The 20,590-nt window shown below is 36.9% G+C and carries 20 protein-coding genes; 5 read left to right on the top strand and 15 right to left on the bottom strand.

The window, feature by feature from the left end; genetic code table 11:
* Positions 1-25 precede the first annotated feature (25 nt).
* The 4 genes from OEV98_RS06920 to OEV98_RS06935 are packed head-to-tail and all read left to right on the top strand — an operon-like array spanning position 26 to position 3,374.
* Positions 26-907 (top strand): carbohydrate ABC transporter permease, encoded by an 882-nt coding sequence (locus tag OEV98_RS06920; RefSeq protein WP_263072494.1) that lies wholly within the window; start codon positions 26-28, stop codon positions 905-907.
* Positions 904-1,719, top strand: a complete 816-nt coding sequence (locus OEV98_RS06925) for a carbohydrate ABC transporter permease (protein ID WP_263072495.1) — start codon at positions 904-906, stop codon at positions 1,717-1,719. Before OEV98_RS06920 ends, OEV98_RS06925 begins: the two co-directional genes overlap by 4 nt.
* Positions 1,720-1,776: 57 nt before the next feature.
* Complete coding sequence (locus OEV98_RS06930) at positions 1,777-2,556, top strand: SDR family NAD(P)-dependent oxidoreductase (protein ID WP_263072496.1); 780 nt, start codon at positions 1,777-1,779, stop codon at positions 2,554-2,556.
* 38 nt (positions 2,557-2,594) lie between these two features.
* On the top strand, positions 2,595-3,374 hold the full coding sequence (locus OEV98_RS06935) for an SDR family NAD(P)-dependent oxidoreductase (RefSeq protein WP_263072497.1): 780 nt from the start codon (positions 2,595-2,597) through the stop codon (positions 3,372-3,374).
* Between the two features lie 127 nt (positions 3,375-3,501).
* Here OEV98_RS06935 and OEV98_RS06940 read toward each other — a convergent pair whose 3' ends face one another.
* A complete protein-coding gene (locus OEV98_RS06940; protein WP_263072498.1) occupies positions 3,502-4,371 on the bottom strand; it encodes a M23 family metallopeptidase in 870 nt (289 codons plus the stop codon).
* Between the two features lie 257 nt (positions 4,372-4,628).
* On the opposite strand from OEV98_RS06940, the gene OEV98_RS06945 reads away from it, so the two are divergent.
* Positions 4,629-5,054, top strand: coding sequence for a VanZ family protein (locus OEV98_RS06945; RefSeq protein WP_263072499.1), 426 nt, complete (start codon positions 4,629-4,631; stop codon positions 5,052-5,054).
* Positions 5,055-5,128: 74 nt separating this feature from the next.
* Here the strand turns inward: OEV98_RS06945 and spoIID are convergent, their stop codons facing one another.
* From spoIID to OEV98_RS07015, 14 genes are all read right to left on the bottom strand, one after another.
* Positions 5,129-6,148, bottom strand: coding sequence for a stage II sporulation protein D (spoIID, locus tag OEV98_RS06950; RefSeq protein ID WP_263072500.1), 1,020 nt, complete (start codon positions 6,146-6,148; stop codon positions 5,129-5,131).
* Between the two features lie 531 nt (positions 6,149-6,679).
* Positions 6,680-7,993: a UDP-N-acetylglucosamine 1-carboxyvinyltransferase gene (gene murA, locus OEV98_RS06955; protein WP_263072501.1), complete on the bottom strand. Its 1,314-nt coding sequence runs from the start codon at positions 7,991-7,993 to the stop codon at positions 6,680-6,682.
* A 33-nt stretch (positions 7,994-8,026) separates the two neighbouring features.
* A complete protein-coding gene (locus OEV98_RS06960) occupies positions 8,027-8,779 on the bottom strand; it encodes a YwmB family TATA-box binding protein (RefSeq protein WP_263072502.1) in 753 nt (250 codons plus the stop codon).
* Between the two features lie 317 nt (positions 8,780-9,096).
* The gene (locus OEV98_RS06965) at positions 9,097-9,333 is read right to left on the bottom strand and encodes a DUF1146 family protein (protein ID WP_263072503.1); all 237 of its coding nucleotides are present in this window, start codon (positions 9,331-9,333) and stop codon (positions 9,097-9,099) included.
* 791 nt (positions 9,334-10,124) lie between these two features.
* Positions 10,125-10,529: a F0F1 ATP synthase subunit epsilon gene (locus OEV98_RS06970; protein ID WP_263072504.1), complete on the bottom strand. Its 405-nt coding sequence runs from the start codon at positions 10,527-10,529 to the stop codon at positions 10,125-10,127.
* Positions 10,530-10,553: 24 nt separating this feature from the next.
* On the bottom strand, positions 10,554-11,975 hold the full coding sequence (gene atpD / locus OEV98_RS06975) for a F0F1 ATP synthase subunit beta (protein WP_263072505.1): 1,422 nt from the start codon (positions 11,973-11,975) through the stop codon (positions 10,554-10,556).
* 100 nt (positions 11,976-12,075) lie between these two features.
* A complete protein-coding gene (gene atpG / locus OEV98_RS06980) occupies positions 12,076-12,933 on the bottom strand; it encodes an ATP synthase F1 subunit gamma (RefSeq protein WP_263072506.1) in 858 nt (285 codons plus the stop codon).
* 139 nt (positions 12,934-13,072) lie between these two features.
* Positions 13,073-14,584 carry a F0F1 ATP synthase subunit alpha gene (gene atpA / locus OEV98_RS06985; protein ID WP_263072508.1) on the bottom strand — a complete coding sequence of 504 codons (1,512 nt, stop codon included), beginning with the start codon at positions 14,582-14,584 and terminating at the stop codon, positions 13,073-13,075.
* A 15-nt stretch (positions 14,585-14,599) separates the two neighbouring features.
* On the bottom strand, positions 14,600-15,145 hold the full coding sequence (locus OEV98_RS06990) for a F0F1 ATP synthase subunit delta (RefSeq protein ID WP_263072509.1): 546 nt from the start codon (positions 15,143-15,145) through the stop codon (positions 14,600-14,602).
* On the bottom strand, positions 15,142-15,657 hold the full coding sequence (atpF, locus tag OEV98_RS06995; RefSeq protein WP_263072510.1) for a F0F1 ATP synthase subunit B: 516 nt from the start codon (positions 15,655-15,657) through the stop codon (positions 15,142-15,144). The genes OEV98_RS06990 and atpF overlap by 4 nt, the downstream gene beginning before the upstream one ends.
* Before the next feature lie 146 nt (positions 15,658-15,803).
* Positions 15,804-16,016, bottom strand: a complete 213-nt coding sequence (gene atpE, locus OEV98_RS07000; RefSeq protein ID WP_263072511.1) for a F0F1 ATP synthase subunit C — start codon at positions 16,014-16,016, stop codon at positions 15,804-15,806.
* Positions 16,017-16,094: 78 nt separating this feature from the next.
* The gene (gene atpB / locus OEV98_RS07005) at positions 16,095-16,805 is read right to left on the bottom strand and encodes a F0F1 ATP synthase subunit A (protein WP_263072512.1); all 711 of its coding nucleotides are present in this window, start codon (positions 16,803-16,805) and stop codon (positions 16,095-16,097) included.
* A gap of 5 nt (positions 16,806-16,810) precedes the next feature.
* Entirely contained in the window at positions 16,811-17,200 is a 390-nt protein-coding gene (locus OEV98_RS07010) for an ATP synthase subunit I (protein WP_263072513.1), read from the bottom strand.
* A gap of 950 nt (positions 17,201-18,150) precedes the next feature.
* A complete protein-coding gene (locus tag OEV98_RS07015; RefSeq protein WP_263072514.1) occupies positions 18,151-20,553 on the bottom strand; it encodes a S8 family serine peptidase in 2,403 nt (800 codons plus the stop codon).
* Positions 20,554-20,590 lie beyond the last annotated feature (37 nt).

Raw genomic sequence — 20,590 nt, forward strand, 5'->3', positions numbered from 1 at the left:
CAAAATCCGAAGGAGGGGTAAGCTCATGGGAATGTGGATTGAGAGGCATTTGAAATTTATTTTTCTCTTTCCTTCAATTATTTTCGTTTTACTAATGATTGCTTATCCAATTGGATACACCTTTTATCTTAGCTTCTTTGAATGGAGCATGTCGAGTCTCCAGCCACCAGAATGGGTCTTTTTCGATAATTTTAAAGCATTACTATTTGATGATCCACGATTTTGGCCAGCGTTTTTCCGAACCTTTTATTTCACTGCTTTAGCATTAGTATTTCAAACTGTTCTAGGAGTTGCTATTGCAATACTATTTAATCGGAAATTTCGAGGGAATCAGCTTGTTAAAACATTATTTTTACTACCTATGGTTGCTACTCCTGTTGCAGTCGGTTTAGTTTGGCTACTCATCTTTGAACCGTCCATCGGCTTTGCAAACCAATTTTTAAATTCACTTGGGATTAACCCACAGCTTTGGATTGCTTCACCTGAGCAGGCACTACCCTCCATTGCTCTAGTCGATACGTGGCAATGGACGCCAATGATTACTTTAATTACACTGGCAGGATTGTCTTCGATTCCTAGCGAATATTATGAAGCTGCCGCAGTGGATGGTGCGAATTCGTGGCAAAATTTTTGGAAGGTTACTTTTCCACTGTTGCTACCAACCATTTTTTCAGCTGTATTGCTACGTGTTATTGATGCGATTAAGCAATTCGACTTAATTTACGCGATGACACGTGGAGGTCCTGGATTTTCCACGGAAACATTGAATATTTACGGATTTGTTAATGGGTTTCAATATTTCAAGCTAGGTTATACAAGTGCCATTTTAGTGCTCTTTTTTATGATTGTTTTAGGCATTAGCTCCATCATTATGATTTTACGAAAGAAAACGGAGGTGACATTATGAGAAAAGCCAAACGTCTCACATATTTTAATTATGTACTCATCATTTTGGTAACGCTCATTTTTATTTTTCCGTTTATATGGATGCTAATTGCATCGTTTAAAACACAGGCACAAATTATGTCTACAGATACTGCTTTATTTTTTCAGCCTACATTCGATAATTACCGCTCCGTTTTCGGCGAGCATAATTTTCTTACGTATATAATCAATAGCTTTATCGTTGCTTTTGTTTCTACTGTTTTTGGGCTAATTTTAGGATTGCCTGCCGCCTATGCAATAGCCAAATATAAGCAACAAAAGCTTGGCTTTGTCATTTTGATTGCACGGATCATTCCTGGAATATCCTTTATGATTCCGTGGTTTATTATTTTCACGAAACTAAATTTAACAGATTCCTATACTGCTTTAGTGCTTAGCCATATGTTAGTTGGCCTACCATTTATTATCTGGATTATGATTCCGTCCTTTGAGGGATTACCTGCCGAATTAGAGGATGCTGCGCGGGTAGATGGTTGTACCCTGCAGGGGGCATTTGTGAAAGTGCTACTGCCACTAGTGATGCCTGGGATTATTACGTCTTCCTTAATGTCGTTTATATTGTCTTGGAATAATTTTATGTTTGCTCTCGTTCTATCAGGTGAAAAAACAAAGACATTACCTATTGCCATCTTCAACTTCATGTCCTACTCCGAGATTAATTGGGGTGCACTTATGGCAGCTGCTGTAATTATTACATTCCCAATTATTATCATCTCCTTATTTGTTCAACGGTATATTATTAGCGGAGTAACAGCAGGTGCGGTAAAAGGATAACAAAGAAATCTACTAATATTGTTTCACAAATTTGTCCAACGAATAGGAGCCGATCAAATGCTGATTGATTTAAAGGAAAAAGTAGCGATTATTACTGGTGTCGCAAGAGGAATAGGAAAAGAAATATTTTTAATGCTTGCAAATGAAGGGGTTAAAACGGTTGGTTTGGATCGAAATGCTGCCGATATAACAGCACTTGAAAGTGAAATAGCAAGGAAAAATTGGGACTATAAAACAGTAGTTTGCGATATTCGCAATAGTGAAGAGATTGCAAAAGCGGTACAAGATACGTTGGAGCATTATGGTAGGATCGATATTTTAGTAAATAATGCCGGGATTAGTGGCGATGGTTTGATTGAAAATTTACCAGAAAATGAATGGGATTTTTGTCATGAGGTGAATTTAAAGGGCACATTTCTGATGTGCAAGGCTGTAATTCCGACAATGAAAAAACAAAAATTTGGACGAATTATTAATGCTGCATCATTCGCCGCTATCATCCCTTCCATTGGTAGTGCTGCCTATGCATCCGCTAAAGCAGGCGTCGTACAATTTACAAGAGTGCTTGCAGGAGAGCTTGGACCTTGGAACATTACAGTAAACAGCTATGCACCAGGAATGATACCAAGTACATTAAATCATTTTAAAGAATTACCAGACGAGAGACAAAATCAGCTACTAGATACTTTAACCATTAGAAGATGGGGCGAGGAAAAGGATATTGCAAACCTTATTTGCTTCCTAGCATCTGATGCAGCCAGCTATATTACTGGTACATTAATCGATTGTAGTGGCGGGAAATACGCTACCCAATTTCCGAGTGTAGCCTATACCTAATTTGAGTATCCATCTATTTTAAGGAAGGAAGTTTTTCTATGAAAAATACCGATTTGTCTGGAAAAGTAGCGTTAGTAACAGGTTCTAGCCGTGGACTAGGAAGGCATTATGCACATAAATTAGCAAGTGCTGGAGCTGATATTATTATTCATGATATTCGTTCCGATGCAGCAGCAGAGTTTGGGGAAGCTCCCTCTGGTGAAGCAGTTGCCGAAGAAATTCGCCGTTTAGGTAGTGAGGCGATTTTTCTAACTGCCGATCTTACTGACCCTATCCAAGTAAAAGAGCTTGTTCAAACTGCCATCAATCATTTTGGTAAAATTGATATTCTTGTAAATAATGCTGGTGGCGATATTGGGGCAAATACACCAAGACCAAATCCAAATGATGCACTCGATATTGCCGTAGAAGATATCGAGTCTGTTGTAAGTCGGAATCTATTAACGACGATGTATATGTGTAAATTTGTCGGTAAGCATATGCAGCAAAGACAGACCGGAAAAATTATTAATATTGGTTCTGGGGCTGGTCATGTTCCGACGACAGAAGGTATAATCTATGCAAGTGCAAAGGCTGCCATTTCCCATTATACACAGTGTTTAGGTGAACAGCTTCGTCCCTTTAATGTGAATGTGAATTGCCTTGCGCCTGCTTCCACCTATACTGGTAGATTTCTTGCAACACGTAGTGTTAATAATCAAGAAGGATTATCCCGCTTACAGCAAATTGCCCAACCAAATGATATGGCAGAAATCGTATTATTTTTAGCTAGTGCCCCTTCCGATTATTTAACGTGCGAGACGATTGTTTGCAGGTAACCTCGAAATTTGTGAGAAGCATAATGATTCTTGGAATTGAAAAAAGACCTATCCACCCGGACATTTTCCGTTTGGATAGGTCTTTTCCATTGTATTTTTAACACTATGGATTGAACTTTTTTACTAATTATGATGCGCTTGTTTCATTGGCATCTTCTTCAGTAGTGTCTTCCTCTTGAATTGAGTCTTGGTGTTGTGGACCGTTGTCAGGTTGCATTTCGTCCTCGGTCTCTTCACCATTTACATTTTCGTCTTCTGTTGCACTATTTTCATCAGAAGCACTTTCTGTATTCTCTACATCAAGATTTTGTAAAGTAGTTAATGATTTTTCAAAAAACGCTAATGGGTTCACTGGTACATCATCTTTACGGATTTCGAATTGAAGATGTACTCCTGCTTCTTGGTTCAACAAGCTTTTTCCTGCTTTACCTAAAACTTGGCCTTGTTTAACTTGATCACCGACAGTAACTTGGACATCATCAAGGGATTGGTAACGTGTTTCAATACCTTCTGAATGTTCTACAATTACAACGTTTCCAAGCACGGTGTCTTGTTCAACTGCTTTTACAGTTCCACTTAAGGCAGCTAACACATCAAATGTTTCACCATTTTTCGCTACGACCGCAATACCAGTATTTGGTTGGAAGCTATTTTCGTAGGAAAGTAATGCTGCCTCTTGTTCTTCTTCAGAAGCCGCTGCATCATAGAATGGTGTTTTTACTTCTACATCATCTGCATTTGCTACTGGCCACTTAAAGTTTTCTACAGGACTGTTTACTTCTAATGCATCTTCTCCACCAATTTGATTACCTGGATTGTTTTGATAGCCAAATTGATTTTCCTCTGCATCATCTGTCCCTCTACCTTGGAACCAAAGGAAAGACGTCAAAATTATTGCTGCTGCCCCAATGTAAATTGCAGGATAAACCCAACGTTTTTTAAAGAATTTTTGTATGCCAATTTTGCGAGAAGGTTGTTTCTTTTCTTCCTCTCTCATTTTCATCACCTCAAAAACATTTTGAACAGAAAACTAGAAATATATACTTCAAAAAAATTTTTTTTGGTTATTTTTTGATAAAACTTATGATTTTATGCATAAATACGATATATTTTTATTTACAGGTGATAAATTTACTTACATATATTCATTAGACCTTAAGCAAAGAGGTCGTAATCCTTACCTATAAAAGGCTGATTGAATAATCATGAAATGGATCGTAGAGAAAATTATCAATAGAAAAGGTGGGAGTTTATTTGAAAAAATTATTGTGGTTTTTAGTGAAATTAGCACCGGTTCTTTATATGGGGCTTATTTGGACATTGTCTAGCTTTCCTTCAGATGCGGTTGTTACGTTTAATGTTGCAGATACTATTATTAAAGAGTCGCTTCATTTAATAGAGTTTGCCATTCTTTATGTATTGCTTGTATTATTCTTTTTAGTAGATGGAAAGCTAACAAAGAGGATAAATCTTTCGATCGCATTATTTGCTTGCTTTTATGGATTATTGGACGAAATCCATCAATATTTTGTCCCGTCTCGGACGTCAACTGTTATTGATTTAATAAAAGATGTGACTGGGGTTGCCATTTGTTATTGGGTAGTGTATCGAGGGTATTTATTAAAGAAAAATACATTCGGAAATTTCCTTGCTTCTATAGAAAAGTTGTTTTCAAAGTAATCGATATTTTTCTATAAAAAAAGGCGAAATCCGGTCCAATAAATCAATCCAGATTTCGTCTTTTCTATTAGTTATCATTTTTTTACTACATATTGTTCTAGTAAATGGTCAGCTTTTGAAATAGCAACTCCTTGATAGTAATATTTTATAATATCCTCATAGGTTTTTCCTTCTTTTGCCATACCATTGGCTCCATACTGACTCATGCCAACACCATGTCCGTATCCTTTTGTTGTAATGACGATATCATCGCCTTCTCGAACCCAGGAAAAGTCTGCAGAGCGTAGACTAAGCTTATCACGAATTTCTCTACCGGTAAGCTCTTTATCCCCTATTTTTACTTTTTCCACTCGTTTTCCCGGTGTACGTGATTCAATTTCTCCTATTTCTGAACTACTTACAGTTACCCCTAGCTTTTCTTCAAATTGTGCCACAGGGATTACCGTTTCTGCAGTAAACTCTTTTGATTCTGTGTCCCATGGACTTTCCACACTTTTTAAATATGGAAATGGATTGGTCCAATATGCTTCTGAGTTTTCCGTGTATCCGTTACTAGTCGAGAAATAAGATGCTGTAATCGGTTGATTGTCATATACGACGATTTGGCCTCTTGTTTCATAGACCGACTTTCTTATTTTTTCGATATATTTATTATAGTTGGCTCCCCATTTTTCTCTTAGTTCCTTATCATTTGTATATACTTGGTAGCCTTGATTGTCACCGACATCGGCTCCTTTTAATAGCGCTGGTTTTTGATCTGCCATAAGCTGCCTGACAATAAAAGTTCTTGCAGCTAAGCTTTGTGCTTTTAGTGCTTCTTCTTCAAATTCTGCTGGCATTTCCGAAGCAACTACGCCGACAATATACTCTTCTAGTGGAACGGTTTCTACTTTATCATTTGCACTTCGATAGACGGAAACGTCCACAGGAGATGCCTCCTTTAATAAAGCTTCCCAATCTTGCTTTGGTTCTGCTTCTGCTATTTTTCCACTTGCCTTTTCATGTGAAAACGGGAGAACTAGTACGCTAGGAATGGTTAGAATGGCTACAAATAGTAAAATAAAGACAATGACGATTGGTTTAACTTTTATCATATTTTTCTCCTCCCATATGATTTATTTTTGATTTTTTCTATACTACATCATATGGAGTAGGATAGGTATTTATACCAATCTATTAAAAAAACTACTAATTTGTTCGTCGAATTTTGGACTAGTCTAGTAAAGGCAGGTTGTTATTTTTTTCCAGCGGTGAATATATTATGTATTCGTTTGGGATACTGACGAAGTATAGTTGGTGTGATGGTTTTTTTCGAAAATTTTATCGATTAATTATCTAAAAATTATTAATAATTAATTTAATGTCTGCGTATTATTTATAAAAAGGAGTTATAAGCAACGGATAAGTCCACAGAGTAATAAATCCGCTCAAAAGTAAAATAAATTTTTTTCTTTAAAAATTTTCATTCTTATTTTATCAAAAAACGACAGAAAATGGATTAATAATATTTATGATCAATCGCATTTCTGTCATTTGAGTGTTTGTTTTTGTTAATTTTTTGTTTGTTTGTAATTAAAGTAAAAGGTTGGGTATTTGTTCAATATCCAACCTTACCTTTACATTATTTACTTCATGTTTGCAGCTATTTTTGATACGAGGATTGTTTCTTCCACTTGTTCTTCTTCTGTGATGCGTTCGATGTCTGCACCCAGTGCTGCTAGTTTGCCATGGAAGTTTACGTATCCACGATCAATGTGCTTAAGCTCCGTTACCTTTGTAATACCATCTGCAGCGAGTCCTGCAATGATTAATGCAGCTCCTGCACGAAGATCTGTAGCACCTACTTCTGCTCCTTGAAGGTTGGATGGACCATTGATAATGACGGATCTACCTTCGATTTTGATATCAGCATTCATACGACGGAATTCTTCAACATGCATAAAGCGGTTTTCGAATACTGTTTCGGTAATCATACTTGTTCCTTGCGCACGTAGAAGCAAAGCCATTACTTGTGCTTGCATATCGGTAGGGAAACCAGGATATGGCATTGTTTTAATATCCACAGCTTTAAGCTTTTCTGGTCCAATAACACGTAAGCCATCCTTTTCCTCGATAAACGTTACGCCCATTTCCTCTAATTTTGCAATCAATGACGAAATATGCTCTGGTACTGCACCTTTTACATATACATTGCCACCAGTTATTGCAGCTGCCGTAATGAAAGTACCTGCCTCAATTCGATCAGGAATAATCGTATGATCTGCACCATGTAAACTTTCTACCCCTTCAATTCGAATCGTTTCAGTTCCAGCACCTTTTACGATAGCTCCCATTTCAGTTAAATAATTTGCTAAATCCACTATTTCTGGTTCTTTTGCACAGTTTTCAATAATGGTTGTACCCTCTGCAAGTGTTGCAGCCATCATAATGTTTTCGGTTGCGCCAACACTTGGAATATCTAAATAAATTTTCGCACCTTTTAGTCTGCCAGATACTTGTGCGTCGATAAAGCCATTTCCAACTTTAACTACAGCACCCATTGCTTCAAATCCTTTTAGATGTTGGTCAATTGGTCTTGAACCAATTGCACATCCACCTGGTAAAGCAACCCGAGCACGGCCTAAACGTGCAAGTAATGAACCCATTACTAAAACGGAAGCGCGCATTTTGCGAACATATTCAAATGGAGCTTCTTCTGTTAACTCGCTTGATGCATCGATATGAACGGTATTATTTTCAAATGTTACTTCTGCATTCAAGTAACGTAAAACTTCATTAATTGTGTATACATCTGAGAGAGCCGGAACATCTCTAATAATACTTTTTCCGTTACTTGCTAATAATGAAGCGGCGATTACAGGTAAAACGGCATTTTTGGCTCCCTCAACTTTAACTGTGCCGTTCAATTTATTTCCGCCGCGGACGATGATCTTATCCAAATGTATTCCCCTCCGCGTCCAGTATCTTTTATATTAATATTCAATCGTTAGGATAGGTGTGCCAATGACAAAAGTCGTTTTTTCATTCCGATCATCGGATCTTAACGAAATTTGCATGTTAAATGAACCTTGCTCCGTTGGTAACTGATTTTTAAAATATGGACTATTTATTGTTAATGATACAAAATTTTGTTCTGCTAATTTTTCTACAATTTTACCGTTAAATTCTTTGTTTAATTGCTTTGATTTTTCCATAACAGCAATATTCATCTTATCACCGAAGTCACCTTTTATACAAGAGAATTTCATTGGAGTTTTCTGGAATATTTGAGGAAAAAATTGATCGGATTTTTCATCGACGATGTTTCCCATTGCATTATTCCATCTATATCCTTTCAATTCGTAAAGAACAAAACCTTGAAGATTGTTTTCATTGAGGTTTGCAACCACTTGTAATTTTTCTCTATATTGTTGTTCTTCGTTATTAGAAGTACCGATAAGCTGCCAATGACCATCTTCTAATGTTTTCTCCCACTTGAATTGAGGAAATTTCTTTTCCCATTGCTCTTTCAGCTTTTCTAAATCATTCGTTGTAAGAGATGGTTCTAACTCTTCTCTTGCAAAAAAGGACCATTCTGAGACACTACCATCACTTTTCTGTATTACATCAATCATTTTATTCAAATCTGATTGATTTGCTACTAGTGCCTCTTTCTCATTAAAAGTCAGAATAATTATAAAGAAAGCAACGCATACTGTCATTTGTACTAATAATTTTCTATTCATGTTATCCTCTCCCCTTACTACCATTGTTGGTTAAAAAGGTGAGTAGCATACATGGTAAAAGTCGTCACTGTTTGACAATATCCTGCTTCTTTCGATGAATGCAACTTGCTTGTGAAATCTTCACAACAAATTTATTTTAGCTCTCTTAAAAGCGATTGTATACTGCTATTTCATAAAATATTCAACATTTTTCTACATATAGTTACAAAGACCTACAAACACTCATTTACCTTTTTTTTGATTGATTACATTAATTACTACGGTTCCTTCACATACTATTGATATTACTAAAAGATGATGAAAAATTCCCTCACCTGTTACTCTAAAATGTACGGAATTTGCTGTGCCCAATTAATATAATCAAGGAAAAAATTACTAACAGCAGTACCTAACATTATTGCGACAAAAATTAATAAAAGTCTCGCTTGTGTCACTCGATTTGGTCTTAAAAACTTTTCATAATTAATCGCTTGTAATGCCCACCATGCTAACCCGATAAATAGTAAATGAGACAGAATACTTAACACACTGCTCATGCCAAATTCTGCAAGCAATTATTTCCTCTCCTTATGCCAAACTGGATTTTTCTTCTCACAAAATCAAATGGCTAGTTGTCCATCCTTTTATTGATTCCTTACAGCTTCCTTACTATTTTATTGCATCTTTCAGGATGTATTCGATTCGATGTTCCTATTTTACTTTTGCATTTGCTCGTGATATATAGACTTTCCGAAAAGAAGCAATAAAAAATATTATTACGAATAGGAGGTTTTGTTAAAATCCTCTTTGGTAAGAATAGATTCTCATTACACTATTTACCAGATTCGTAATAACGTTTCTATTGTATCACACGATATATATTAAAAAATTTACTTTTCTATTTCAAATTGAAATATTTATTATTACACAGAAGATTTAGTAGTAGTGGATAAAATAGTGTTTTCCTACTATTTATTGGGGATCTAGTTATTTTTTTCGTAGTTTTATGGAATAATTATCCACAATTTTACCGATAATTAACAGTTATTTACAGGTTTTACAGTATTCGTCCACAGAATTATCCAGTTTATCCACATTTTACACAGACTTATCAACAGGTTGGTATATTTATCCACATTTAATTGTAAATTTATTCACAGTACTTTTTTGTAATATTATGTTGGTATTTGTAATGAGCTAGCCTTTATAGAAATCTTGTAGGATAAAGAGGTATAGCTACGTGTATTCAGTCCGTTCAGCAAGTATAAACTTCTATTCTTCTCTCATGAAATAACTACAGTCCATCAATGCTACTCTCTAAAAAAATCCCCCCAACATTTTTGCTAGGAGGATTTTCATTGTTTATTTATTTAAATTGTGCGACATTTAATCGATTCATTGCGCGGCGAAGTGCTAGCTCCGCTCGTTTGAAGTCAACATGGGATTGATTATGTTGATTCAAACGTTCTTCTGCGCGTTTCTTCGCTTCAATTGCACGGTCAATATCAATTTCATTTGCTTTTTCAGCTGTTTGTGCAAGTATCGTTACTTTATCGGGACGAACTTCTAGAAAGCCACCACTTACGGCAACTAAATCTGTATTGCCATCCTTCTGTAATCGAACTGCACCAATCGCTAATGGAGCAACCATCGGGACGTGCCCAGGAAGAATCCCTAATTCACCACTCATTGCTTTTGTGCTTACCATTTCCACTTCTGAGTTATAAACTGGGCCATCAGGAGTTACAATACTAACATTCACTGTTTTCATTTTTCATCCTCCTTTTGAGCCAAGTTACACTTCTACACCCATTTGTTTCGCTTTTTCAATTACGTCTTCAATTGGGCCGACTAAACGAAACGCATCTTCTGGAAGATGGTCATATTTTCCTTCTAATATTTCCTTAAATCCGCGTACAGTATCTTTTACAGGTACATAAGATCCCTTTTGACCAGTAAATTGTTCAGCTACGTGGAAGTTTTGGGATAAGAAGAATTGGATACGACGAGCACGTTGTACAACTAGCTTATCTTCATCATTTAATTCGTCCATACCAAGGATTGCAATAATATCTTGTAATTCTTTATAGCGTTGTAATGTTTGTTGAACATCACGAGCTACATTATAATGTTCTTCTCCCACGATTTCTGGAGATAATGCACGAGATGTAGATGCTAATGGATCCACCGCTGGGTAGATACCCATTTCAGACAATTTACGCTCAAGGTTTGTTGTTGCGTCTAAGTGAGCGAAAGTTGTTGCTGGTGCTGGGTCAGTATAGTCATCGGCAGGTACATAAATTGCTTGGATAGATGTTACTGAACCTTTACGTGTAGAAGTGATACGTTCTTGTAATTTACCCATTTCTGTTGCTAGTGTTGGTTGGTAACCTACGGCAGATGGCATACGGCCTAATAGCGCAGATACCTCGGAACCAGCTTGTGTGAAACGGAAAATATTATCAATGAACAATAGCACGTCTTGCCCTTGTTCATCACGGAAGTATTCAGCCATTGTTAATCCTGTTAATGCAACACGCATACGAGCACCAGGAGGCTCGTTCATTTGTCCGAATACCATCGCAGTTTTCTTAATAACACCGGAATCTTTCATTTCATAGTAAAGGTCATTCCCTTCACGAGTACGTTCCCCTACACCAGTAAATACAGAAATACCACCATGCTCTTGGGCGATATTGTTGATTAACTCTTGGATTAATACGGTTTTACCAACACCGGCACCACCAAATAGACCGATTTTACCACCTTTAATATAAGGAGCAAGTAAGTCTACTACTTTGATACCTGTTTCCAAAATTTCTACCTCTGTAGAAAGTTCTTCAAATGTTGGTGCTTCTCTGTGAATTGGGTCCTTACGGAAATTACCTTGTAATTCGCCATCTAAATCGATTGATTCACCTAATACGTTAAATACACGGCCTAATGTAACATCTCCAACTGGTACAGAGATTGGCTTACCTGTATCTTCTACTTCCATCCCACGACCTAAACCATCTGTTGATCCCATCGCAATTGCACGGATGCTGTCATCCCCTAAATGAAGGGCAACTTCCAATGTAATGTTAATATCAACTTCAGATTCAGATTGGGCTTTATGATTAATGACTAATGCGTTATAGATTTCTGGTAGTTGTCCGCTAGCAAATTTCACGTCAACAACTGGACCCATAACTTGCAGGATGTGTCCCTTATTCATCATTTTCCCTCCTGACGATCAATTACAATTGATGCCCTGTTCTTTGAAAAATAGGATAGAAATATAACAAAATCTATTACTATTTCCAGTACTTGGGCGATTATTCTAAAGCAGCTGCTCCACCCACAATTTCGGTAATTTCTTGTGTAATTGCTGCTTGGCGTGCACGGTTAAATGTTAATGTTAAACTATTGATCAATTCACTTGCATTGTCGGTTGCATTCTTCATTGCAGTCATCCGTGAAGAGTGCTCACTTGCTTTACTATCTAATAGCGAACCAAAAATGATGCTTTCTGCATATTGTGGAAGTAAAACATCCAAAATTTCTTCAACACTTGGCTCGAACTCGTAAGAAAGGTGCTTCCCAGCAGGTGCAATGTCATTTAGCGGTAACACTTTTTGACTGATCACCTCATGCTGAATTGCAGATACATAATGTGTGTAGTAAATAAATAACTCATCATATGTACCATCTTCAAACATGCCAACTGCTTGCTTCGTAATCGCATTGATTTCCACAAAGGAAGGATGATCATTTACGCCAACAATATCAAGCACAACATTCATACCACGACTAACGAAGAAATCTCTTCCTACACGGCCGATCGCAATAATTCCATACTCGTCTTTTGATTGATGACGGCTCTGGATATCACGATTAAGTTTACGAATAACATTACTGTTATATGCACCTGCTAGTCCACGATCACTAGTAATGATGATATAGCCTGTTTTTTTCACTGGACGTTGTTTTAGCATTGGATGGGATGCATCGGATGCCCCGTTTGCAACGCTCGCTACAACCTCTTGAATTTTTTCCATATACGGAACAAAGGATCTTGCATTTTCTTCTGCTCTACTTAGTTTAGATGCGGAAACCATTTGCATAGCCTTTGTTATTTGACTTGTTTTTTTTGTAGAACTAATCCGACCTTTTATCTCACGTAATGATGCCACTGGTTCTCACCACCCTTTAAAAATATTCGGGCTATCATTTATTCGGTTGCTCCCTATCAAAATTGTCATGCTTCATTGTGAAGCAGTTCGGTTTCGTCAAGGAAGCAACATAGTTTTTTAACAGAATATGCTCCACGGATTATTTTTCCGTTACAACAAATCCTTTTTTGAATTCAGCAATAGTAGCAGACATCTCTTCATCAGCTGCTAATTCGCCTGTATTGCGAATATGTTCAACTACTGCAGGTTTCGTTTGATCGATCCATGCATATAGTTCTTTTTCAAAGCGATTAATATCTTCTACAGGAATATCATCTAGGAAACCTTTTGTTAATGCATAGAAAATCATAACTTGTTTTTCTACACGGATTGGTTTGTTTAGATCCTGTTTTAATACTTCTACAGTTCTCGCACCACGAGCAAGCTTAGATTGTGTTGCTTTATCTAAGTCTGATCCAAATTGAGCGAACGCTTCTAATTCGCGATAAGAAGCAAGGTCTAGACGTAGTGTACCAGATACTCTACGCAATGCTTTTATTTGGGCTGCACCACCTACACGGGATACAGATAAACCTGCGTTAATCGCTGGGCGAACACCTGAGAAAAATAAATCTGATTGTAAGAAAATTTGTCCATCAGTAATGGAGATTACGTTTGTTGGGATGTAAGCTGAAATATCCCCTGCTTGTGTTTCAACAAATGGAAGTGCAGTTAATGAACCGCCACCTTTTGCATCACTTAATTTCGCAGCACGTTCCAATAATCTGGAGTGAAGATAGAATACATCCCCTGGGAATGCTTCACGACCTGGAGGACGACGCAGTAACAAGGAAAGTTCACGATAAGCAACCGCTTGTTTGGATAAATCATCATATACAACAAGTACGTGTTTTCCGTTAACCATAAATTCTTCACCCATTGTTACACCTGCATATGGAGCTAAGTATAATAATGGAGCTGGTTGTGATGCAGCAGCAGTTACAACGATTGTGTAATCTAATGCACCATGCTTACGTAATGTTTCAACTGTTGCACGTACAGTAGATTCTTTTTGACCAATCGCAACATAAATACAAACCATGTCTTGGTCTGCTTGATTTAAGATTGTATCAATCGCAACAGATGTTTTCCCTGTTTGACGGTCACCGATAATCAATTCCCGTTGTCCACGACCGATTGGTACTAATGCATCAATCGCTTTGATCCCTGTTTGTAATGGCTCATGTACAGATTTACGATCCATTACACCTGGTGCTGGACTTTCAATTGGGCGAGTTTTCGTTGTATTGATTGGACCAAGTCCATCCACTGGTTGACCTAATGGGTTTACTACACGACCAATCAATTCTTCTCCAACCGGCACTTCCATGATACGACCGGTACGGCGAACTTCTGATCCTTCACGAATACCTGTGAAAGGTCCTAAAATGATAATACCTACATTATTTTCTTCTAGGTTTTGGGCAAGTCCCATTACTCCACTAGAAAATTCAACGAGCTCATTACTCATTACATTATCTAAACCATGGACACGTGCGATCCCGTCACCAACTTCAATAACGGTACCAACTTCTGTCACATTAATCTCTGCCTGATAATTTTCAATCTGCTTTTTTATCAGTGCGCTGATTTCTTCAGCTTTTACGCTCATTAATTTCACCCCTTATTACGATTGGTAGCCTACAAGTTCGCGTTTGAGGCGGTCAAGTTTCCCACGCAAACTACCGTCATAAATACGGTTACCAATTTGTATTTTTAGTCCACCTAATAGGTCAGAATTGATGTTGTTTTGAATCTCCAAGGCACTTTTATTGATTTTTTGTGCAAAAACAGAAGATAATGTTGCCTTTTCTACATCCGTTAATGGACGTACAGATTCAACCGTCGCCTCTGCAATGCCCTTTCTATCAAGAGAAAGTTCAATAAATTTTTCCACCATCGGAGTTATATGCTCGACACGATGACGTTCTATTAATAATTGCAATGTATTGATTATAAATGGTGAAAGGCTTGCGAATGCCTCCGTTACAGTTGCTTTTTTATGTTCTTTACTTACATTCGGTGACTGTAACAATGTGGTTAGTTCTGGTGTGGATTCGAAAACCTCTTTTACAACACGAAGATCGTTTTCCAGTTTGTCTACTTCATTGTTTTCAAGAGCAAGCTGGAAAAGAGCAATGGCATATTTATTTCCAGTTATTGTGTGTTTCACCGCTCTTCTCCTGCCTTCTTAATATACTCTTGAATAAGCGCTTCTTGATCCTTCTCATTCAATTCCTTCTCAATAACTTTAGAAGCAATTAATACAGAAAGCGATGCAACTTGTTCTTTCAAAGTAGCAACTGCATTTTCTTTTTCCTGTTGTATTTCCAAGCGAGCTGATTCTTTTAATCTCTCTGCTTCACTTCTAGCAGTTTGAATAATTTCTTCGCGTTGAAGTTCACCTTGTTTTTTCGCTGATTCAATTAGAGCTTGCGTTTCAAGTCTAGCTTCCTTCATCATTTGTTGATGCTGTTGTAATAATTCAGTTGCTTCTTGTTTCGCCTTTTCCGCTGAATCAATCTCATTTGCAACGTAATCTTCACGTTCTTTCATCATTTTCACTAATGGAGCCCAGGCAAATTTCTTAAGCAATAGCATTAATACTAAAAATGCGACTAGCTGATAAATCGAATCTAATGGAGCGAAGCCTGAGGAACCTAATACTAATTCATTTGTTAACACGCTAACATTCACTCCCTTCAAGAAGCTTACCATCTTTTTTCATAGTACATTTCGTTAAAATTATCATGATTTTTCCTATATTACATAAAGGAATGGCGAAGGTTCTTATGAATGATCTCCGCCATTAAAGTTAAATTAACAATTTCTTATGCAAATAATGCGATAAACGCAATAACAACGCCCATGATCGGAATCGCTTCTACTAAACCTACCCCGATAAACATTGTTGTACGTAATAAACCACTTGCTTCTGGTTGGCGAGCCATACCTTCTACTGTTTTTGAAACAATTAAACCATTACCAATACCAGCACCTAGTGCGGCTAAACCAATTGCAATTGCAGCTGCTAATGCACCCATTGTTGAAATCCTCCTTTAATTTATAAGAAATATTTTTAATATATTATTGCTGTTGTTCAATAGAAATTGAACTTTATATTAATGGTCATGGCTAACTTTATGAGCCATATAAACCATCGTTAACATGGTGAAAATAAATGCTTGGATTGCTCCAACAAATATACTAAATCCTTGCCATACAATCATTAATGGGAATCCGAGAATTCCACCAACAATGCTGCCTGTTCCTAAAGATACAAGCAATGCTAGCAATGTCTCACCGGCAAAAATATTCCCGTAAAGACGAAGACCTAGTGTTAAAGTATTTGAGAATTCTTCAATAATCTTTAATGGAAACATGAATTTCATCGGTTCGAGATATCCACGTCCATATTGTTTTGTTCCATTTAATTTCACACCATAAAAATGTGACAATGCAACAACCATTACTGCAAGTGTCATTGTAATCAACGGATCAGCCGTAGGTGATTTCCACCATAATTCATGGTCAATTACCACTGCAAACGGTAACCCGAGCATATTTGACACGAAAATATACATGATTAGAGTTAATGCTAAAATATGGAATTTAGCACCATTTTTCCAATCTAAGTTACTATTGATTATTCCTTTAACAAAATCTAAAACCCATTCTAAGAAGTTTTGAGCACCCTTTGGTCGCATTTGTAAACTTCTCGTACAAAGTACAGCGATAAGAAAAACAATAAGTGAAGATACAGTAATCATTAGAATATTGGATGGATTATAATGCAGCCCAAAGATCTCTCTTATTGGTGCCTCATGGTTCACTTCAATCACCTCTCTTCCTGTTGTTTACCTTTTATTACTCGTAAAAAAATTAAATCTATGATTATGACAAAATAAGTAGTCATTATCCCAATAATTGATGATAGGATGTTAAAATACTCCGGGTATCGAATTGCTATTAATACTACTAAAGCTGCTGATGCTAGTCTAGAAATAGAACCGAGGGAGTAAACAGTTCGTCCATTTGCCACCGCTTCACTTAGCTTGATTGATTTTCTATACAATAACCATAAGTTAAAGAAACTAATAGTTGTACCAAGTATAAGCCCAGCAAAAACTGTTTGGTATGTAGTAAAACCCCATCCTAACACGAACAGAGCAAGTAGGAAAAATAAATACTTTGTACTGCGGGTAAAAATAACTTTAATATCAGGCATTATCTACGATTCCCCCAAGAGAAGCAATACAATGATTATACATTAGCAATAGCTAATATGTATGAAAAATTGGTGAGTCTTTGGTGTCAATATTTTCATAATTAATTCAAGAAATCTTCCAGTAAAACCTACCTGACGAAATCTAAATTATGTATTTCATGATAACAATGTAAGAATAGTGAAAAACTTATAAACGGCATATGTAAGCCTTATCAATCCATACTCTTGAAGAATACAATAGTCTGCCTACCATGTCAATTAATACATATGAAAAAGTAGTGCTATCTATTTTTGAAACGGACTTTTTTCACATTTTTGTCACATTTATCGGAAAATTATTTAGGGCGCCTAAATTTGTTGTTCTTTTGTCACATTTTCCGTAAATATTATCTATTGCTAGATAAAAATATTCCTGTTTAATAGATGGATGTCTTCTTATTCCATTCTTCACATTGCACTAATTGTTTATTCAGTTGTTAATGATAGCAAACAATTGCCCATTTTTTTATTACTAGAATATTAAGCGTTTGTAAATTTTGTGTAAAGATGGTGTATAAGAGAAGAATAAATTAATAGAAAACTAGTGACAAACAATACTTTATTTGAACTACTGAGCAGACTGAATACATGGAGACTATCGCGGGACAGCGAGACAGGTAACTCATTGAAAAGCAGAGACGACTGTTCAGCTACGTACAAACTGAAGCCAATCCGTATAAGATAAAAGGAAATATGGTAAGTTTACAAACCAATGTTGATTTTTCGTACGGAGGGATGGTGAAGTTTGCTAGTAGTGAGTCAACCGCAGCTAGTCTCACCGCTCGCCCGAATGGATACACGGAGTGGATTCAGTCAGCGGGTTGCACAAAAATAAGAATTATTCATTATAAAAAAACCCAAGAACGTATTATAACCGCATTCTTGGGTTTACTATTGGACTAATTTCACCATTAACGTATTTCTATTAATTGTTGTATCGTATCCTCTTGTCCTGCCTTTTTTGCAATTACAACTGCTAAGTAGACACCTGGTAGAATATTTTTTGGCTTCGTTAATTCTTTTCGAATTAATCCTCTATTTACATTATGCTCTGTATCAATATAGTCGATGAATGCCTGGGTATCTGGGTTGAATAATGCGATACCTAGCTCATCAGCCCCTCCGGGTAAATATACTTCATATTGGTATATATTTGCTTGATCTCCCTCGGTAAAGGAGAATGCCATTATTCTTGGGTAATTTGGTTCTTTTACAACATATTGATAAGGAATTGCAATTTTTTCTGCGTTTGCTTGCATTTCAATATAGCCATTATAAATTTCATTTATTTTATGATTTGCCTTTACTTCCATCGTAATGGTAATCGTTCGTTTTTCCTTTGGTTTTAAATAAAATGGTGGTGGAAAATCCCATGATATTTCGTCAGATCTAAGTGGTGTGGAAAATGTATATCGAACGGTTTGATCACTAATATTTTCTACTGTGACCGTTCGTTTTCTTTCTTCAAACATGGAGCCCTTTGCTTTTCCGTAAACTAATGCTCCCGGTTCTACAATCGAATTTGCCTTCAAGGCTTTCTCGATTTGGATTCTACCTGCACCTTGTTCATAGGTTTGATACCGTTCATTTTCCTTATTGACTAACGGTTTACTAGAATTCATTAGCACTGCCTTGATTTGATCTGGTTTCCATGTTGGATGAGATTGTTTAAGCAATGCTGCTGCTCCTGCTACATGAGGAGATGCCATACTCGTTCCTTGTAATGGTAAATAGCCACCTGGGACTGTACTAATAATAGCGACACCTGGTGCTAATACGTCTGGTTTAATATCCCATGTAAAAGTTACTGGACCACGGGAACTGAAGCTCGCTAAAACATCCTCTTCCTTTTTCATAATCACCTTTGCTAGAGCTGGAGTTTCTCTCATTAGCTTTACTAGCTTTTCTCCATCCGTCTTTGTTAATGTAGCAACTGGAATTTTTACCTCTTCCTCTAACTCTGCCAGTAATTCTCCATCTGTATTATTATAGATAATAACCCCTCTAGCACCCGCTTCAATCGCATTTTTTACTTTTTCTGTAAAAGTTAGTTTTCCTCTTTTAACGATGACAATTTTTCCATCTGCATCTGTAATATCTTGTTTCCTTCCTAATTTCCCATTAACAAGGGAAAAGGATTGATTGGTCATCCACTGTATTGCCCCATACATTGGCGTTAATTGGAATTGGTGTTGAAGATAATCGAGATATGGTATTTTCAACGGCGGAGTGGATGCACCTACAGAAATTGCTTGATGGGACGTTCCTGGAGAACCGACAGTCCAAAGATCTGGCCCGGAATTCCCATTGGACGTTACAGCAACAATTCCATAACTAACAGCCTTATCAAGCGCTAAACTTGTCGGCAAATCTGGTCCATTAATACTTATTCCGAGTGACAAATTAAGTACATCTACTTTATCCTTAATCGCTTGATCTATCGCAGCAATAATTGCCTCGGTTGAACCATACCCTCCTGGTCCTAAGGCACGATATGCATAAATACTCGCATCTGGCGCCATTCCGGTCATTCTTCCCCGTGCGGCGATGACACCTGCAACATGGGTTCCGTGAAAGGTATTATATGGACCTGCATTGATTGTTTCCATCGGATCTTTATCATTATCAATAAAGTCATAGCCTTTTTTGTAAGCATGCCGCAAATCCGGGTGTGTATAGTCAATACCCGTATCAATAATGCCAACTTTAATTCCCTTGCCGGTAAGATTTTGCCCCTTTTCATCAAGCTGATGTCGTACATTATCCGTCCCTATATAATATATACCGCTCGTACCCTCATGAGGAAGGGATGTCGTTGGATACTTTTTCACATCCAGATGATACGTATAAGAAGGATAAACAGCTTGTATGGTGGAAACAGAGGAAAGTTTTTTCATTTGCTCTTTTGGACCGGATACAGAAAAACCATGAAATACACATTCATATATGTAGTTTAGTTCTACTCCAGGATACTCTTTCAAAATTGATTTGATTTCATCTCTCGTTTTTGGTTGATCCAATAAAATGATGGCCGTTTGTTCTTCTTGTTCGTTCGTAGGAATTGGTGGGTGCTTCAGACTACTTGGTTCAAATGTGTTTGATTGGTGAATGCTCTGATTGGAGAAAAATTTTGATTGCTTGGTGCTCTTTATTTTTGCTACTTGCTGTGTTTGTATAAAATTTATTTGGTTTTCATTTGTGGAAAAATGGATGGGTATTCGATCCCATTTTGCTGCCTGGATCGTTTTCATTGGGTAACATATGACTATTGTTATGATTGCTAGTATGTAAAAAAAGATTCGTAGCCGCTTCATTGTTCCCCCTCCATTTTTTTATTTCATATCATAATTT

The sequence above is a fragment of the Perspicuibacillus lycopersici genome (assembly GCF_025660475.1).
Lineage (GTDB): Bacteria > Bacillota > Bacilli > Bacillales > Caldibacillaceae > Perspicuibacillus > Perspicuibacillus lycopersici.

Bases quoted from the DNA above. Each gene is read 5' to 3' on its own strand.
- OEV98_RS06920 (WP_263072494.1), top strand. From the start codon at position 26: ATGGGAATGTGGATTGAGAGGCATTTGAAATTTATTTTTCTCTTTCCT.
- OEV98_RS06925 (WP_263072495.1), top strand. From the start codon at position 904: ATGAGAAAAGCCAAACGTCTCACATATTTTAATTATGTACTCATCATT.
- OEV98_RS06930 (WP_263072496.1), top strand. From the start codon at position 1,777: ATGCTGATTGATTTAAAGGAAAAAGTAGCGATTATTACTGGTGTCGCA.
- OEV98_RS06935 (WP_263072497.1), top strand. From the start codon at position 2,595: ATGAAAAATACCGATTTGTCTGGAAAAGTAGCGTTAGTAACAGGTTCT.
- OEV98_RS06940 (WP_263072498.1), bottom strand. From the start codon at position 4,371: ATGAGAGAGGAAGAAAAGAAACAACCTTCTCGCAAAATTGGCATACAA.
- spoIID (WP_263072500.1), bottom strand. From the start codon at position 6,148: ATGATAAAAGTTAAACCAATCGTCATTGTCTTTATTTTACTATTTGTA.
- OEV98_RS06960 (WP_263072502.1), bottom strand. From the start codon at position 8,779: ATGAATAGAAAATTATTAGTACAAATGACAGTATGCGTTGCTTTCTTT.
- OEV98_RS06970 (WP_263072504.1), bottom strand. From the start codon at position 10,529: ATGAAAACAGTGAATGTTAGTATTGTAACTCCTGATGGCCCAGTTTAT.
- atpD (WP_263072505.1), bottom strand. From the start codon at position 11,975: ATGAATAAGGGACACATCCTGCAAGTTATGGGTCCAGTTGTTGACGTG.
- atpA (WP_263072508.1), bottom strand. From the start codon at position 14,584: ATGAGCGTAAAAGCTGAAGAAATCAGCGCACTGATAAAAAAGCAGATT.
- atpE (WP_263072511.1), bottom strand. From the start codon at position 16,016: ATGGGTGCATTAGCAGCTGCAATTGCAATTGGTTTAGCCGCACTAGGT.
- OEV98_RS07010 (WP_263072513.1), bottom strand. From the start codon at position 17,200: ATGCCTGATATTAAAGTTATTTTTACCCGCAGTACAAAGTATTTATTT.
- OEV98_RS07015 (WP_263072514.1), bottom strand. From the start codon at position 20,553: ATGAAGCGGCTACGAATCTTTTTTTACATACTAGCAATCATAACAATA.